Below are 16,362 nucleotides of genomic sequence, written 5' to 3' on the forward strand. Positions count from 1 at the left end.
TGCGGAGTCCGCTGGCACGAACCCCGCTACCGTCAGCGTCCAACGGTCTTCCGTCGATGCGTAATATGCGCCGTGTTCAACGACGCAATTAACCTGTCTGTCGCCTTGAACCGACCAGAGCGTAGCTTCGGCGCCACGACAGATTCGAGTGCCTCCAGTTTCACGGTCTGATCGATCCGTGTGTACATTTCAGTCGTCTGCATGCTCGCATGACCGAGCCATAGGGAGACTTTTCGCAGGTCTTTTGTCGCCTGCAGGACCGTAAGCGCTGAGGTATGCCGCAGCACATGCGGTGATACACGTTTTCGTGAGATGGATGGGCAAGCCTTCGACGCGACGGCGGCATGCTTTCGTAACACATGCTGGAAGCCGGATCGGGTCATAGCTTCTCCCCGAGCATTGATGAACACTTCCGGTGTACTGACGGTGCCTCTTACGGATAACCACGCCTTTAATGCAGAAGCCGTCTCTTTCCACAGAGGAAGGCATCGTTGTCTCCGACCCTTTCCGTGAACGACAACACTCGCATATGGCTGCATGGCCAAGTCACTAAGGCGCAATCCAACGAGTTCGGATGCGCGCAAGGCCCCGGCGAAGCAAACGTGAAGCATGGCACGGTCTCGAACCCCGAACCAGCCGGACGGAATTGGGGCATCCAATATTGCCTGCATTTCCTGCTGAGTCAGATGGCTCACCAGACGGCTCTCAGTCCGCTTCAGCGGAAGCGCCGTAAGGGTCCGATGAAGTCAGGTTGAGGTTCGCGGCCTGCGCATAGGAGCATCGTGTCCATCATAAAGTGAACTGAACCCCAGAAGTTGGACGGTGGGTGAACGAATTTCAAGCGAATCGAATCCTGTACTCGACGGGACTGAGGCCCTTGAGCTTCAGCTTGATACGATCATGATTGTAGTACCGGATGTAGGTAAGCGCCCGGTGAAGGCACGGGAGCGAGCTGGCTAGCTGTGATCGGGCAAGGCGGGAGCCCAGCAGTGAGGAAGCAACTGCTCGATGTCAGAAGCGCGATGTGTTGGCAGGCGCGTGAGCACGCCCTTCAGATAGGTGAGCGGATCGTGCCAGTTCAACTGTGCCGAGCGGATCAGGCTCATGATGGCAGCGGCACGTTCGCCGGCGCGAAGCGAGCCCGCGAACAACCAGTTCCGGCGATTGTACTAGACCGTGTTATGAACTTCGAAGTACTGGCACTGCATGCACGAGCATAAGCATGGCAAAGACAACGAAATGAAGCCCAGCCAATGTTTCAGGTAATCGCTCATAGTCGCGCGCGAGGCGGCGAAAACGGTTGAGCCAGCCGAAGCTGCGCTCGACCACCCAGCGCCGGGGCAGCAGCACGAAGCCTTTTTTCGCTTCCTGCAGTTTGATGACCTGCAGCTCAATGCCCTCATTGCGTGCAGCGTGAGCAGCATCTTCACCTGTGTAGCCCTGATCTGCGAAGGCCACCTTGACCGTCTCTCCCGTAACGTCCTGCACCTGACGCGCGAGTTCGCCTACCTGCGCGCGCTCCTGTTCATTCGCCGGTGTCACATGTACCGCAAGCAAATGTCCCAGCGTGTCGACCGCGATATGGACTTTGCTGCCACGCTTGCGTTTGTAGCCGTCATAGCCCGCACGTGGACCACTCTCGCAAGTGGATTGCATCGTCCGCCCATCCAGAATCACGGCGCTGGGCTGGCCCTGCCGACCTTGCGCAACACGGATGATCGAGCGTAAATCGCAGACCATGTTCTCAAAACAACCTGCCTGCAGCCACCGCTGGGTCTGCTGGTACACCATCTCCCACGCAGGAAAGTTGTTGGGCATCATTCTCCACGGCGCACCGGCACGCACGATCCAGCGTAACGCGTTGAACATTTCGCGCAGTTCGTATTTGCGCTGCGGGGCCGCTTCATTCATCAATGTCAGATACGGCGCCACGAAACTCCACTCTTCGTCGGACACGTCTGTTGGGTAAGGCCTGCGCATTTCTTTTGTCATGCGCCCAGGATACCAGGTTATACAAAAAGTTCATAACACCGTCTAAACCGCTGACGCGGTAGGGGGAGGAGTGCGAGAGCCGATGGCTGACGTTCATTGTGGCGGTGAACTGACGCAGGATCCCAACGAGGGGACGCAGATACCTCCAGGAGCAGTATGTGGATGCCCAACCGGGCTCCACCACTGCTCTCAGGAGGTCAGTCATGACGCCGCTGTGCCAACGCATGTTGCACGACATGGAGATCCGCAATCTCGCCGATAACACACAGAAGTCCTATCTGATTCAGGTATCCAGTTTCGCCCGTCATTTTCGCCGTTCGCCCGAACTGCTGGGTCCCGAGGAGATGCGAGCCTGGCTCATCTACCTCCGCGAAGAACGCAAGCTCGCACCCGCCAGTCTCAGCCCGGCGATTGGCGCACTGCGCTTCCTCTACCGCGTGACGCTCAAACGTGACTGGAGTGACGAGGATTTCCCATTGCCGAGGAAGCCGGTCCGCTTGCCGGTTGTCCTCAGCCTGGAGGAGATCACCACCTTCTTCGACTCGATCCCCAGCCTGAAGCATCGGACCATCCTGATGGTTGCCTACGCAGCCGGTCTGCGCGTGTCGGAAGTCGTCCACCTGAAGGTCACGGACATCGACAGCAAGCGCATGGTCATTCGTGTGAACCAGGGGAAGAACCGTAAGGACCGCTACATAATGCTCTCGCCGAGGCCGCTCGAGATCCTGAGACTGTACTGGCAGGACGCCCACCCGAGGGAGTGGCTGTTCCCGGGCGACATACCTGGACACCCCATCACGCGAGGCGCCGTCTCGCGAATCTGCGCTCTCGCACGCCAACGATGTGGCATCCAGAAGCCGATAACACCGCATTCCTTGAGGCATGCGTTCGCAACTCATCTGCTAGAGAACGGCACCGACGTGCGCAGGATCCAGCTGCTCATGGGCCACAGGTCCCTTGCGACCACTTCGCGCTACTTGAGAATCGCGACCAGCACCGTGTGTGCCACGGCGAGTCCCTTCGATCTGCTGCCGCACCCTGCACCGATTCCATCGCCGCCGCCCGCGCCCGAGTACTTCTGAAGCCGGCGATGCGTCCGGCGCTCGAGGTGGCGGACGTCTTTCGCCGCTGTGGCCCGCAGTACCGGCAGACGCATGCCGACGGGCTCAGTCTTGTCCAGCGGCGGGTAATGAGTGCGATCGAGCTGTGTCGTACTGCCGCGCTCGGCGGCCATGTCGAGCAGTGCGACGCGTGCGGCCATCAGCGCATCGCCTACGACTCCTGCCGCAATCGGCACTGTCCGAAGTGCCAGTCGCTCGCACGTGCACAATGGCTCGAACGTAAGCGGTAGTTCCGACTCATCTGGAGCCGGTGTATGAGAAGGAACAAGATTGCGTCCGCAGCCACCACATTGCGGACGCAGCTTATGACTGACCTACAAAGTGACTTTGACTTCCTGCCATTGCGGGTGATCGGTAAATCGGCCGACGGCAAGAACCGGTACGACCGTGATGGCAAGCGCAAGCTGATCGAAGCGTGCCAGAAGCCGGGAGCCTCCGTTGCCGGGCTGGCACTGAAGGCTGGCGTGAACGCCAACCAGCTTCGCAAGTGGATTGGCCTCGAGCGTAAAAAGACACGCTCGCGAACTGAACGGCAGCCGACACCAGCCAGTGCGCCGGCATTTGTTCCTGTTCTGGAAGCGGTTGATGCCGAACCTGTGCACTTGCCTCACATGCCGTCCCTGCCCGACGCCCAGCCGGCTGCTGCGCGGCGTGAACCGATGCGTCCGTCGCAACGCCCGCCGTTGCCGTCACGCCTGATGGCGCAGTTGCCCAACGGGGTGAGTCTTGAACTTGAATGTATGCAACAGGACGCGGCGCTGCTCACAGCGATGATCGACGCATTGAGGAGCCGGTGATGCTGCGCTTCGCTGACGACCTGCGGGTCTATCTGCATCGCGAGCCGGTCGACTTCCGGTGCGGTATCAATACCCTTGCCGCTCTGGTTGAGAATTCGATGCGACTGGATCTGCTCGCTCGCGCCGTGTACGCGTTTCGCAACCGTAAATGCAACCGGATCAAGCTCCTGCTGTACGAGCGCACCGGCTTCTGGCTGTTGTTGCGCCGCCTCGAGCAGGACCGTTTCGTGTGGCCGCGACGCGATCAGGAAGTGATCGAGCTGACGACGCAGCAGCTCCACTGGCTGCTCGACGGCATCGACATCGACGCGCTTCGCCGTCATCCTGCACGCCATTACGAGCACGCCAGCTAGCCCGGTACGTTGCACGTAAACAACGGCGGGCGCCTTTTACAAATTGACGTAAACCCACGGCGCACCGCGCTTCGCTATCCTGGAGCGCATGAAGAATGCACCTGACCTCAAGTGCGTACCCCGGGCTGTCCAGGGCTATATCCACGCCCTCGAAGCGCGCGTAGCCGGCGACGCGAAACACATCGACGAACTGAACCAGCGCGTCGGGCAGCTCGAGGAACAGGTCCGCCTGCTTACGGCCGAGCGTTACGCGCCGAAAAGCGAAAAACGCAAGGATCGCGTGTTCGACGAAGCCGAGCAGATCGCCCGAAGCGAACCATGCGACGAGGAAGACGAAGGTATCCAGCCGGCGCTGCCTGACACCGGTTTGCCACCGGCCGGCAAGCCTGAGCGGCGCAAGGTGGGACGCAAGCCGTTGCCAGCGTATCTGAAGCGCGAACGCATCGAGTACGATCTGCCGGAAGACCAGCGGGGTTGCCCGTGTTGTGGCAATCCGATGCATCGTATCGGCGAGGACATCAGCGAACAGCTGCATGTCGAGGTCAAATGGACGGTTAACCAGAACGTGCGTGCAAAGTACGCGTGCCGGCACTGCGAGCGTCACGCCGAACACACGCCGGTCGTGCTCGCACCGATGCCGGTACAGCCACTTCCGGGCAGCCATGCGGATGCGTCGGTGATCGCGACGGTCGCGACCGCGAAATACGTCGACGGCATGCCGTTGTACCGGATGCAGGCCGCCATGGCCCGCTGGCAGATTCCGGTGAGCCGGGGCACGCTGGCACACTGGGTCATCCGCCCAAGCGAATTGCACTACACCCGCCTGTACGACGCGCTGTACAGGACATTGCTGTCGCAGCCGCTGATCCACGGCGACGAGACCACGCTTCAGGTGCTCAAGGAACCCGGCCGGTCTGCGCAGAGTAAAAGCTATGCGTGGGTCTATCGCAGCGCCGAAGACTGTCCCGAACCCGTGGTGCTGTTCGAGTACCAGCCGGGGCGAGGCCAGGAGCATCCGAAGAAATTCCTCGGCGACTACAGCGGCATGTTGGTAAGCGACGGATACAGTGCGTGGCGCACGCTGAAAAAGGCAACGCACTTCGGCTGCATGGCGCACGCGCGCAGGCTGTTCGTCAAGGCGGACAAGGCGGCGCAGAAGAAAGGGGATGACGCAAAGCCGAAGCCGGCGAACGCTCGTGTGGCAAAGGCGCTTGAATACTTCCAGGCCCTGTACCGTGTCGAGGCGCTGGCCAAAGGCGATCTGCCTGCCGGCCAGACACGTGCCGACTACACATACGACCTGCGGCAGAAACACAGCGTGCCGGTGCTCGAGGCGTTCATGGCGTGGCTTGACGAACTGGCGCCGAAGGTGACGCCGCAGAGCCTGCTCGGTAAGGCGATCGCCTATACGCGTAACCAGTGGGAATATCTGAGCCGCTACGTCACTGAAGGGCGAGCCGCAATAGACAACAACGTCTGCGAACGAGACGTCAGGCCGTTTGCCACGTCGAGGAAAAGCTGGCTGTTCAGCGACACAGTTGACGGTGCAAAAGCCAGTGCCACGATCTACAGTCTCGTGCTGACGTGCCGTGCCTGCGGTGTCGAACCGTACGACTACCTGTTGCACGTACTCAAGGAGCTGCCGCAGCGTCCACCGGACGCCGACGTGACGGACCTCTTGCCATTCAACTATGCGCGGCATCAAGAGGCCAGGGCACAGGACGGCTGACACACCCGGCGCTCCTCGGCGGTGCCCTTACGCACGCCCTCAGTTGCACGACTCTCCGTTCGGTGTGCTAAAGCTGTCGCTTACGCTCGAACGCCGGCACGCGGAACTGCTTCCACAGGCGGAGTACTTCCATGTCGTCTTCACACTTCCCGAACCCATCGCGGCGCTCGCGTACCAGAACAAACGCGTGCTTTACGACATGCTGTTTCGCGCCAGCGCCGGAACGCTGCGCACGATCGCCGCCGATCCGAAGCACCTGGGCGCCGAGATCGGCTTCATCACCATCCTGCACACGTGGGGGCAGAATCTGCAGCACCACCCGCACGTGCATTGTGTCGTGCCCGGTGGTGGCATCTCGCCGGACGGCGAGCGCTGGATCGCCTGCCGCCCCGGCTTCTTCCTGCCCGTTAGGGTCCTCTCACGCCTGTTTCGCCGCCTGTTCCTCGAGCAGCTGCGCCGCGCGTTCGACGCCGGCGGACTGCGTTTCCATGGCCAGCTCGAACCCCTGCACGATCCTCAGGCGTTCGCCGCGTGGCTTGCGCCCACTGCCCGGTCGGAGTGGGTCGTCTACGCCAAGCCACCCTTTGGCGGCGCTGAACACGTGCTCGACTACCTAGGCCGTTATACCCATCGCGTCGCCATTTCTAATAACCGGCTGCTGGGCTTCGACGGACACGCCGTGCTGTTCCGCTGGAAGGACTATCGGCACGACGCCCGGCACAGCACCATGACGCTCACGGCCGACGAGTTCATCCGCCGTTTCCTTCTGCACGTGCTGCCCGATGGCTTCAAGCGCATCCGCAGCTACGGCTGGCTCGCCAACTGCCACCGTGCCGCCAAGCTCGCCACCTGTAGGCAGCTGCTCGGTGTCGAGGCTCCCGCCGCTGCTGCAGCTGAGCCCAGGGAAGACTACCGTGACCGCTTCCAGCGACTCACCGGCAGGTCACTGCGCGACTGCCCCATGTGTGGCAAGGGACACATGCTCCGCATCGAAGACATGCCCGGCAGCCTTCCACGAGCCCCGCCAGGTCCCAACCATGCGCGCTAGTTGCCACCGCACCTGTTTCCGGACACGTTCGCCTTTCCTGACGAGGCCAACGCGGCTGCACCCGTGCCTTCGATCTGCTGGCGCACCAGCGTACTCCAGAATGGCGCGTGATTTGCCGGTTCACGCGCACATTCCCACTTCCTTTACACGTGATGCTTCCCACTCTCGCCGGAAGTCCATCTGTGATCGCCCCTGCAAGACATCACAAATTACCGCGGCGGTCATTCAATGCCCATAGCGGCCACCGCCTGTGGAGCGGTTTAGCACAAACATTTTTTTGATTACCGGTCGCGGATCAGGTCCGACGACATGGCGATGCGCTCGTTGCCGCGACCGCCAACCAAAAAAATCTCTGCATTATGCAGATCTCGACATAAGAGGAAAAACTGGTTGTTCGCGGGCTCGCTTCGCGCCGGCGAACGTGCCGCTGCCATCATGAGCCTGATCCGCTCGGCACAGTTGAACGGGCACGATCCGCTCACCTATCTGAAGGACGTGCTCACGCGCCTGCCAACACATCGCGCTTCTGACATCGAACAGTTGCTTCCTCACTGCTGGGCTCCCGCCTTGCCCGATCACAGCTAGCCAGCTCGCTCCCGTGCCTTCACCGGGCGCTTACTCTCGAACAGCGGCACCAGCTTGATCACCCAGCGGTGCACCGTCGAATGATCAACCTCGATGCCGTGTTCCGCCATCATCTCTTCTAGATTGCGCAGGCTCAGCGAATAGGCCACGTACCACCGAACGCACAGCAGTATCACGTCCACTGGAAAATGCAGTCGCGTCAGAACCTTCGCGACGCCCGGCGACAACGTCTTTCGGGAAATACTTTCCTTCTTCGCTGGCACTTCGGACAAATTTGTCATGCCCCGATTTTACAGTACCCCCTTAGCGCGACAGAACCCTCGAGGCCGAGATCAGCCGGCTGAAAACCGAAGCGGCGGCGCGTGAGCGGGAACTGGAGAAGGTGAGAGAGGGGTTTTCGCGGGATCTGGACAAGCTGCGCGAGACGGCTGAACGGGCCGACGAGCGCCTGCGCGCCACGGAGAAACGCGCACTGCTCGAGATCGACCGCGAGCGGGGCGCCGTCGCGAAGCGGAAACGGTACTATCGGTACAAGTCAGATTCGAAGTACGGTGAATCGGGATAGAAGGTCGTCCCGTCGGATCGGGAAGGGTATCGGATGTGGCTGGAAAAAACCGGCCGAACCGGAATGTCATGCCATAGGACGAGACGACGCCGAGACGATCGGATTTGTGGGTTGTCTCCGGCGTACGGAGACAGGTGTGACGAGTGGTCGCGCCCTGTTCGGACTATCCGCAATGGGCCTTCCGGCCAGCGTTCCGATCCAGATCACCCGCGGGCCCCGACGCCGGAAAACCCTAGTCCGAGAGCTAGCGGCGATGCTGACCGCGACAAGTTGACTTGTGGCCGCTACACAGGGAGTGCCACCAAGTTTCGACTACATCGTTGACGACGCGCGAGACTGCGCCTTCCCCGACTTGTATGCAGCTTCAACAATGCAAGCATGGACCAGCTTTAGGTTGCTCATCCACTTACGTCGCGCTGGTTCAAGTTTGCGCTTCATAGCGCAATTCTGGCCGCTCGCCGTCGAAAGCTCTTGGGGAGCGCAGTTTGTGTGCTGATGGTTGCCTGATGTGAAAAGGGACTGCATTCACCTCCATCATGTACCGTCGCAGGCGTGGTACTGAGCGATGGCAGGCGTACACTCGGCGTGGCTTGAAAGGTTCCTGATCGAACCGCTACAATTTGCAAAGCAACGAAAAATGAGAGGGTTGCATGTCCGGGGCGTGGCAGGTGCATCGAACGAATGAAGGTAGAGTGGCGGCGGAAGCGGTCCAACGACTGTGGCAATTGCTTCCTGGTCCAGAAAAGCTTGATTTTTGGAGTTCAGCCGTTGAATACGCCCGTGGCATTGACCACGGGAGCTTGATGTACAAGCGACTATGCGTTGCTGTTAAAGCAGCCGAGTCCGGAAGAGCCGCGCCTCGCGCGGGGGTTGCGCTGCTGCGCTCGGCCCGAGATCTTTCGACACCCGATCTTTGTCGGGCGATCAACAAATGTAGAGATCAACTCTTCTCCTTCGCGGACGCCACGCCGTTTTTGACAGCTTCGCTGTGTCGATGGGTTCAAGCGATTTGGAAGAAACCATTGATTGCACTTCTGGACGCGGTGCGGTGTCCGCATGATCAGCATGGCAGTCTCAGAGGCGATATGCCCGACGTCGATCCGGAGGACGCGACTGAAAAGGTACGTCAACTCGCGGCGACATATCCCCCAAATGACATCGCAATCGTTTGCGCAGCGCTTATGCTGTCCAATTCCCGATGGAACTGTCTGGAAGTGGCGTTTGCAACTCTCCAAGATCTCCCGCAGCGCCCGGAAGTTGCCTCTCCTCCTGCCAATCCCGATGCCAAAGTCGATGAGCCTGCCACTATGTCGATCAACGATGGAACAATGAACCCGCCTGTCGGACAAGATCTGGTCAACGCCATACGAGACGGTCTTGTCGAGTTGAAAGCTGGCCTGCTCTCAACGGCGAAAGAAATTGATACTGGCGTTATTCCAGATCTAGCAGATGTTATCCAATTGCGGTCTGGACTGCATGAACTCCACGCCAGGGCGGCTAAGGAGCTGCGGGTATCAGGTTCGCGTATTGCAGACTTGGAAGCGGCACTCAAACAGCGCGACAGGCATGCACGAGCTTTGGCGAACGTCGAGAGATGTCGGTCGATTGTGCATCGGACTGAGCCGTCATATCCGGGCCGAGCAGAGATTTGGCGCAAATGTGACGAACTCGAGAGCGGCATTCTGGCGAGCGGTGGAGCGCTCCCGGCAGATCAGCCGGTCGCAGCGCTCCTTCGACTTGTTGACGAAGGGGAGTCATTAGGCGACGAGGATGCTGCGCAACTTCAGTGGGAGATTGAAGCCTTCTTTGGGCGTGCGGTCGCGGCCGCTGCGGTTCGAGGCAACTTGATATTCGGCCGACCTTCGTATTCCGCGGCTCAGCCGGCGGGCAGCGCGGCAGAACCAATCGTGGAACAGTCATCGCCAGATACCGATCGCGGTGATCTAGCGCAAGGCGGTGACGGGCCGGCCGGTTGCCGCAGCGAAACGGAGCAGATACTGGAGCCGCGGAGGTATGACGCGGCGAGTGACGGGCCGTTGGCAGAGGCGATGCCGACTGGACGAATCGAAGGCTGCCCCGAAGTCGAGACTTTGGAAGGCGGCGAGCAAGACGCAGCTGACGAGGGGGCTCCAGGCGAATCCGAGGTGATTGCGCCGGCGCCCGACGGCGATGCATCGAGCATCGAGCAGAATCCCCCGCAACATTCCTCCGAGGGACCCAGACTTGTCGCCCCGTCATTCGTTTCATTCGGAGAGTTTTGCCAGACTCGCTGGGTGGACGCTGGCGGGCACATTGCCCCGGCGCCGTGGATTCAGTCTGATCTTCAATTCGAACTCGCCACACACTGCGTGGAGGCTTGGGCGCGAGGAGAGATGAGTGTTGCGTACCTCTTTTGCCGCGCGTGCGATTCCCTCGGGATGTCCGCGCCGGTTTCTCTGGAGGATCTCGCAAGCGCGGATGAATTGCTGTCCGCTCCAGACTCGACGCGCTCAGGTCAGGATCTGTTACGGGCAGATCGACTGCGACGCATGCTTGCAGCCGCACCTGCGGCATCGGATCAGATGTCAGCAGGTGTAGGACTGATGCTGGAAGCCCTTCGTCCAACCATGTCCGGTACCTTGGCCCAGGCTGAAGTGGAGCTTTTGCTGCAACGCGCTGCCTACGGCGATCCCGCGTTTGGCGAGGTCGTCCGGTTTCTATTTGCCGGATGGGCCGCGCAGTTGAATCCGCTCGACTCGCTTCGAGCGCGACTTCTGAACAGCCCCCAGGAATCGATGGAGGAGCTTAAAGTCGCGCTGCGGCATGCCCAGACGGCGCTGAAAACCGAGGTCGCAACGCTCTGGAGTGCCGCAGGCGGGAAAATCAAGCACACACACAGCCGCTCGGCATGGACTAAGTTTGTCGAAGAGCAGGTCGCACCGCTCAAGGATGAACTCGTGCCTGCCAGCCTGAAGGCAAGTATCCAGTCTAAGTGGACGCGGGCACGAATCAGCGCTCGTGTTGTTGACGTGTCACGTGCATTCAAACGCATCATGGACGCCGGCAATGTAAGGCATCAGGACAGGTCGGTGGCTGAGAGTGCTGCACAGCAGATCGTTGAGGCAATCGATCGACTTGCCGGCATACTGGAACGGCTTGCGGCCCATCAGCAACAGGCCCATGCATCCTATGATGGTATTCCCCGCGAAGCGGCTCTGCGCCTGCTTGGCGGTGCATCGTCCAACACGACAGACCGGCTGTCTGCCGAGCTATTTTCAGCGGTGGTCCGGGAGCAGACGGCGGTTCATCCGCTGAGGCTGCCCGCCGGCTACCTGATCAATCACGTCGACATCGTCAAGTATCTGAATTCGGACGCACTGACGCGTCCTGAGATCGGAGACGGCGGAATCGATGTAACCGGTTTCGAGAATTCCATCCCGGTGGCGGTACTACTGATCGGCTGGCATATGCAGCCGCCCGCCCCGGTCGAGGATGACAACGCATTGCTATCCGCATTGAGAGACATTGCGGCAGCAAGCGAGCGACGGGACATTCTTACGGCTCTTTCCAGCACCGACGTGCTGCAATCTCACGAGCGGACGCTTCTGCATCGGTACGCGCTCGAACTGCAGGACGAAGCATTCGAAGCAGCGAAGAAACTGGAGAGCGTGTGGGGTGCGTGCAACGAGTTGATGTCACCCGTCGAGGCGAAGCTCGCGGCGCTTGTCCGGGAAGCGTTGGCCCTGACTGGGGTCGGGGCTGCAGCAAATGCGTCCATCACAAAAACCCTGCTTCTGCTCGCGTGGCTGCGTGATGCTGTCACGGTAGCGGAAGAGCATCAGACCGTTGCCGCGAACGCGATTTTGGCGGCGGCGCGCGACAAGTCGGAAGATCTGGCACAACGTATTCAATCCTATCTTGAAGTAGACGACTACCGGTCCGCAGTCGCACTTTTCCATACCGGCGATGTCCCCAAAGCCACCGCGGATCGTCTGGCAGGCAGACGAACGCTTTGGAGGGACGACGCAATCAAAAAGTGGCCAGAACCACGAGCGAAGCTTCGCAATGGTTTCCGTGGATCCACAGAGGACCTCACACGGTTGACTGATGCATGGATGGCAGATTCGATAGACGCGAGCCAGCACGATGGACTGCCAAAGCTGTTCTACGCGGTGATCAGTGGAGAAGCCGGGCGTTCCACTAACGAGAACCAGAAGCGTTTTCCGGTACGGCTCGCTGACCTGCGGGAACATAAAGATCGAAAAACCAGCATAAGCTGCGAGACGGTCCGACGCTACTTCCAGAAATCAAGGCTGAATCCTACGTTTCTGCCTCAACTGGATGAGTTCAGCCAGATAGTCATAATGGCTGCTCCGCATCGTGGCGGCTACGGGGCGAGCGTGCTGGATGACTGGAGCAAAGCAGTTACTAGCGAGGCAGCCGAATCGCTCGTTGTTTTTCTGGCGCCAGGTATTCCTTCAACACGTCGTGATGACCTTAGCAGTGGACTTCGCAAGCGTGGCATCACCGCCGCCATTGTCGACGATGTCGACCTCTGCCGACTGTATGCGGCGTCGGACGTGGCGGCCGGGCACGATTTCATTCCGTTCCTCGAAATACTGCTTGAGCAGCTTGATCTGGATCGGGCCTCGCCGTTTTCAAGTCTCGATGGCCAGCATGTGAGGCTTGAAACCTATACGGGGAGAACGGAGGAGGCGCGCAGACTTGCCCTCGGCGGTACGTACACACGCATTTTCTCCGGGAGAAAACTGGGCAAGAGCGCGTTGCTCAAATGCGTTGCAAACACCTATGACGGGTTCCAACTCGCGTCCGGTAACGAACTGAGCGTCATCTTCATTACGATTGCCGGAGGTGAGTCGGAGCGGTGGGTTGTTGATTGCATACTGGAGGAGATGGCCAACCGTTTCAATCTGCAAGAGACGGCAGATCTTCGGGATCAATCGCCGGCAGTACGATTTTCTGCCTACATGAAGCGCTTTTTGGCGGAGAGACCGAGTCACAGTGTATTGCTGATTTTGGACGAGGCGGATGCCTTTGTCGAAGGACAACTGGCGCGATACGACACGGACCGCGAGGGCTCTCTCAGTTTTCGGATGATGAAGGAGGTTACTTCGACAGTTGACGCGAAACAGCTGCCCCGTATCCGAACGGTTTTTTCCGGTTATCGTATTACAGACACTCGTGGTGGCGTATGGGCGAACGCAGGCGATGTGCTGATACTGCGACCCCTCGCCGAAGAAGATGCTGTTCAGTTTCTCCAAGGGATGCTCGCGCGAATTGGCGTTGCGCTTGGGAGCCATGCTCCTTTCGTCGCCATGCGGTGCGGATTCCAACCAGCGGTCCTGATCAGATTTGGAGAAAATCTTGTCAAACGCCTTAAGCGTTCGAGTCGTTCCGCGAACAGGGAGACGTTGATTGTTGGTCATGATGAGGTACTTGCGACACTGGGTGAACCTGGCGTCCTCGACGAGATCAAGACTGTCGTCAACAACAACTTCCAGGGGAACCGCATTGGCGCAGTCATCTTTGGCGCGACCTTGCTTGCGCTGAAAGATCTCGAGCCCGGGCTCGCGTTGACCGACGGACCTGTCCAAGTCCTTGCCAAGCTTCGCGAGATTGATCCGAATCTCGACTGGCTTCAGCAGTTTGACGCATCGGCGTTGGGCCTGATCGAACGGAATTTGCGCGATTTTATCAATCGCGAGCTCTTGACGGTGTCGGATGGCCCTCAATTTGGCGTTAGAGAGTATAAGCTTCGCTTTCCTCACTTCCTACCGGTGCTCACACAACAATCAGAAATCGCTCTAGAAGTCAGGCAACAGATCCAGGCTATTCGGGGCGGCGCGTTTCAAAGACGGCTTTCTGAATGTGTGCTGTCGGAAAGCTCTCTGGAAACCGTTCGCTACTGGTACCATCAGGAACAAAGCGAACTGTGCAAACTGGTGGTGGTGGGTGGACATTGGGTGTCCGCTTTGACCGACACCAAATGCGGCCTGCCTGATCGTCTCGGTAGTGAGTGCAGGACTCTGGACGACATGTCGCCAGATAGTCTGGCTGCCGACGGGTGCCGGGTGTTCTGTTCTGCTACGATTTCCCAGTGGCCCTCGTTTCTTTCCGGCAATGCCGAACGACCGCTTGTGCTGATCGGCGGAACTGACCTGCAACGTACGGCGAGACGATACGCGCTCGCGGGAGGGGATGCTCCGGTAGAGACGGTCACGCTGGGCCGTTTGACCGAGGCCACGCTCGGCTGGTGGTTTGAAGATGCGAGGGCACTGCACTTCAAGAGCGGGGATGCTATCAGCAGGATAGCATCGGCAACGGAGCGGGTACCTTACTTGGCTGAAGCGTTTGACCGGTTGCTCGACCATGCACCGGGTTCAGACGTGACACAAGACGAACTGGAGGCTGCGCTCTCTGCGTTGGAGATGGATCTGCCGAATCTGGGCCGCAAGCTGAGAGACATGTCTTCCGTTGACGGCCTGACCCCTCGCGAAATCTCTTTGCTGAGAATGGCTGTTCAAGTTGCGGAAGAGGACATCGATGAATTCGATCTCGAACGCGAGTTTCCTGAGCTCTGGGAGGCGTCGGGACTCTCGCGAGCTGGCGAAGAGCCGCCATTGAGTATCGCAGATGACTGGTCCTCGCTGAAGCTGTTGATCGATCTCGGACTGATGCCGCAGACAGCTGAAGCAGGCACTACCCGAGACTCACGATCGCTGGGAAGAGTCCGCTTTAACAAAGGCGGCACCTTAGTTCGGCTGATCAAGGCGCTGGAGTCTTCAGATGCAGCTTGAGGTTTCTCTGGCGGGATTCTCTTCGAGCTGGTTGTACCGCGGTTCACGGAACTTTACGGCGTGGGCTGAGGCCAAACCTTGGCTTCTCGAAGGTGGAGTGTGTGTTATTCGTGCCGAACCTGGCCACGCCAATGGCTTGGTGTTTTCGAGCGTTACTCGTTTCCTTCACGGCATCAACAGTGGAGAGCGCCCGCTGGATGTCAAGAATATAGAGTGCGGCGGCACAAAGGGCTCACCCATCGAAGCGCTGCTGTGCGAATTCGAACTGGGCTCGGACATCAGTCCGTTTCAGGCACGTGATCGCATTGCCAATCGTCTCCTCGACCGCTCCCTCGTTCTGGTCTTCACCGAGCGGGCTGCCGTTGATCCCAATGACTGGGAACACCTTGTCAACCTGCTTGAGCACTTTCGGAAAGCTTCAAAGCCCGTGCGTCTGTGCGCGATAATCATTGACGTAAGGGGCGTCGTCCATTCAGAGCCGGTCTGCGATTACGCGAGCGGTCGCCCGTCGCATACTGTTTTCTCGGATGCTTCATCTATCAGCGCTACGAGAGCACTTTGGTCTTCTTATCTCCATCATCGAGTCGCCTGGGAGGCGGGTGGAAGTCTATCGTATGCACTATCGCTTTCGAGGGAGGTAGAGAAGTGCGTACCGGGCGACGACGACGAACTGGAGCGCCATCTTCAAGCACACGCAGAAGCAGCACTGCTGGCGCATCGGGGGCGTGAGAACCTGTTTGGGTGGACTGGCGTCGGAAGCGGGGGCACTCGGGTGGACGCCGCGCGGCGGCAGTCAACGACGACCGGGCTTTTCGCGATGGGGTTGCTCTGGCGGCCGCCTGCCATGAACGGCTTTCATGTCGTACCGTGGGCGTCGAGAGTGCTTCTGCGCTTGCCGGACTTACCCAAAACGCAGGTCTGGACGTTGCGTCATCAACTGGTTTGTGCCCCGCTTGCTGCTGAGATCCTCTCGCTCTGCCTGAAGTTTGAAAGCCAGATCCAGACGCGGCTCCACGGCAGGCAAAAGCCGGATCACATTTCGCAGAAGATGATCGATTCGCATACCAGGTTCAAGGATGGAAACGATGCCTATGTGGTCTATCCGGACGCATTCCCACTGCGACCGGAGCGCGAAGAAGACGTGTGGGCATTCGCGTCACTTGGCGAGGTTCTTAAAAGCTGCCCGCCTGGCGCAGTTTCAGATCCCTATTGGTGGACATTGCAGTTGCGCAATGCGATCGCTCATGGCCACTACGTTGGCTGGAGTCATGTGGAATCCGCGCTTCGGATGCGCAATATCTTTGACACGTAACGATAGGTCGCGAATGTTTCGTAAGGGGCCGGTGAAGTCAGGTTGAGATTCGTGGCCTGCGCA

9 protein-coding genes and 7 pseudogenes are annotated in these 16,362 nt (G+C 59.4%); 10 read left to right on the forward strand and 6 right to left on the reverse strand.

The window, feature by feature from the left end:
• Positions 1-32: 32 nt before the first annotated feature.
• From QEN71_RS42750 to QEN71_RS42765, 4 genes and pseudogenes are all read right to left on the reverse strand, one after another.
• On the reverse strand, positions 33-671 hold the full coding sequence (locus QEN71_RS42750) for a tyrosine-type recombinase/integrase (protein WP_233472244.1): 639 nt from the start codon (positions 669-671) through the stop codon (positions 33-35).
• 166 nt (positions 672-837) lie between these two features.
• Positions 838-921 (reverse strand): annotated as a pseudogene (locus QEN71_RS42755) (IS3 family transposase); the annotation flags it as partial.
• 35 nt (positions 922-956) lie between these two features.
• Positions 957-1,163, reverse strand: a pseudogene (locus QEN71_RS42760) (transposase domain-containing protein); the annotation flags it as partial.
• 16 nt (positions 1,164-1,179) lie between these two features.
• Positions 1,180-1,980 (reverse strand): IS5 family transposase, encoded by an 801-nt coding sequence (locus QEN71_RS42765; RefSeq protein WP_407675482.1) that lies wholly within the window; start codon positions 1,978-1,980, stop codon positions 1,180-1,182.
• A gap of 215 nt (positions 1,981-2,195) precedes the next feature.
• Between QEN71_RS42765 and QEN71_RS42770 the strand changes: the two genes are divergently transcribed.
• The 6 genes and pseudogenes from QEN71_RS42770 to QEN71_RS42795 form a co-directional block, all read left to right on the forward strand.
• On the forward strand, positions 2,196-3,074 hold the full coding sequence (locus tag QEN71_RS42770; protein ID WP_201662438.1) for a tyrosine-type recombinase/integrase: 879 nt from the start codon (positions 2,196-2,198) through the stop codon (positions 3,072-3,074).
• Between the two features lie 8 nt (positions 3,075-3,082).
• Positions 3,083-3,340 (forward strand): annotated as a pseudogene (locus tag QEN71_RS42775) (transposase zinc-binding domain-containing protein); the annotation flags it as partial.
• 27 nt (positions 3,341-3,367) lie between these two features.
• Positions 3,368-3,910, forward strand: a complete 543-nt coding sequence (tnpA, locus tag QEN71_RS42780; RefSeq protein WP_233472207.1) for an IS66-like element accessory protein TnpA — start codon at positions 3,368-3,370, stop codon at positions 3,908-3,910.
• Entirely contained in the window at positions 3,910-4,263 is a 354-nt protein-coding gene (gene tnpB / locus QEN71_RS42785; protein WP_233472208.1) for an IS66 family insertion sequence element accessory protein TnpB, read from the forward strand. The genes tnpA and tnpB overlap by 1 nt, the downstream gene beginning before the upstream one ends.
• A gap of 88 nt (positions 4,264-4,351) precedes the next feature.
• Positions 4,352-5,992, forward strand: a complete 1,641-nt coding sequence (tnpC, locus tag QEN71_RS42790) for an IS66 family transposase (protein ID WP_201662433.1) — start codon at positions 4,352-4,354, stop codon at positions 5,990-5,992.
• Positions 5,993-6,077: 85 nt separating this feature from the next.
• Positions 6,078-7,040 (forward strand): annotated as a pseudogene (locus tag QEN71_RS42795) (IS91 family transposase); the annotation flags it as partial.
• A gap of 281 nt (positions 7,041-7,321) precedes the next feature.
• On the opposite strand, the gene QEN71_RS42800 reads toward QEN71_RS42795, so the two are convergent.
• Positions 7,322-7,477, reverse strand: a complete 156-nt coding sequence (locus QEN71_RS42800; protein WP_201662443.1) for a hypothetical protein — start codon at positions 7,475-7,477, stop codon at positions 7,322-7,324.
• Here QEN71_RS42800 and QEN71_RS42805 point away from each other — a divergent pair.
• Positions 7,419-7,625: pseudogene (locus tag QEN71_RS42805) on the forward strand (transposase domain-containing protein); the annotation flags it as partial. The gene QEN71_RS42800 and the pseudogene QEN71_RS42805 overlap by 59 nt on opposite strands.
• Positions 7,626-7,645: 20 nt before the next feature.
• On the opposite strand, the pseudogene QEN71_RS42810 reads toward QEN71_RS42805, so the two are convergent.
• A pseudogene (locus QEN71_RS42810) lies at positions 7,646-7,906 on the reverse strand (IS6 family transposase); the annotation flags it as partial.
• Between the two features lie 32 nt (positions 7,907-7,938).
• Between QEN71_RS42810 and QEN71_RS42815 the strand changes: the two are divergent.
• The 3 genes and pseudogenes from QEN71_RS42815 to QEN71_RS42825 all read left to right on the forward strand — a co-directional run.
• A pseudogene (locus QEN71_RS42815) lies at positions 7,939-8,145 on the forward strand (DNA-binding protein); the annotation flags it as partial.
• A gap of 695 nt (positions 8,146-8,840) precedes the next feature.
• On the forward strand, positions 8,841-14,987 hold the full coding sequence (locus QEN71_RS42820) for a hypothetical protein (RefSeq protein WP_201662430.1): 6,147 nt from the start codon (positions 8,841-8,843) through the stop codon (positions 14,985-14,987).
• Positions 14,977-16,299 carry a hypothetical protein gene (locus QEN71_RS42825; protein ID WP_201662427.1) on the forward strand — a complete coding sequence of 441 codons (1,323 nt, stop codon included), beginning with the start codon at positions 14,977-14,979 and terminating at the stop codon, positions 16,297-16,299. Before QEN71_RS42820 ends, QEN71_RS42825 begins: the two co-directional genes overlap by 11 nt.
• The last annotated feature ends 63 nt before the right edge of the window (positions 16,300-16,362 follow it).

It is taken from the genome of Paraburkholderia sabiae, from assembly GCF_030412785.1.
Taxonomy (GTDB): Bacteria; Pseudomonadota; Gammaproteobacteria; order Burkholderiales; family Burkholderiaceae; genus Paraburkholderia; species Paraburkholderia sabiae.

Excerpts from the sequence above, each read along its gene's own strand:
- tnpC (WP_201662433.1), top strand. The coding sequence starts at position 4,352 with ATGAAGAATGCACCTGACCTCAAGTGCGTACCCCGGGCTGTCCAGGGC.
- tnpB (WP_233472208.1), top strand. The coding sequence starts at position 3,910 with ATGCTGCGCTTCGCTGACGACCTGCGGGTCTATCTGCATCGCGAGCCG.
- tnpA (WP_233472207.1), top strand. The coding sequence starts at position 3,368 with ATGAGAAGGAACAAGATTGCGTCCGCAGCCACCACATTGCGGACGCAG.
- QEN71_RS42765 (WP_407675482.1), bottom strand. The coding sequence starts at position 1,980 with ATGCGCAGGCCTTACCCAACAGACGTGTCCGACGAAGAGTGGAGTTTC.
- QEN71_RS42770 (WP_201662438.1), top strand. The coding sequence starts at position 2,196 with ATGACGCCGCTGTGCCAACGCATGTTGCACGACATGGAGATCCGCAAT.
- QEN71_RS42800 (WP_201662443.1), bottom strand. The coding sequence starts at position 7,477 with ATGATGGCAGCGGCACGTTCGCCGGCGCGAAGCGAGCCCGCGAACAAC.
- QEN71_RS42820 (WP_201662430.1), top strand. The coding sequence starts at position 8,841 with ATGTCCGGGGCGTGGCAGGTGCATCGAACGAATGAAGGTAGAGTGGCG.
- QEN71_RS42825 (WP_201662427.1), top strand. The coding sequence starts at position 14,977 with ATGCAGCTTGAGGTTTCTCTGGCGGGATTCTCTTCGAGCTGGTTGTAC.
- QEN71_RS42750 (WP_233472244.1), bottom strand. The coding sequence starts at position 671 with ATGCAGGCAATATTGGATGCCCCAATTCCGTCCGGCTGGTTCGGGGTT.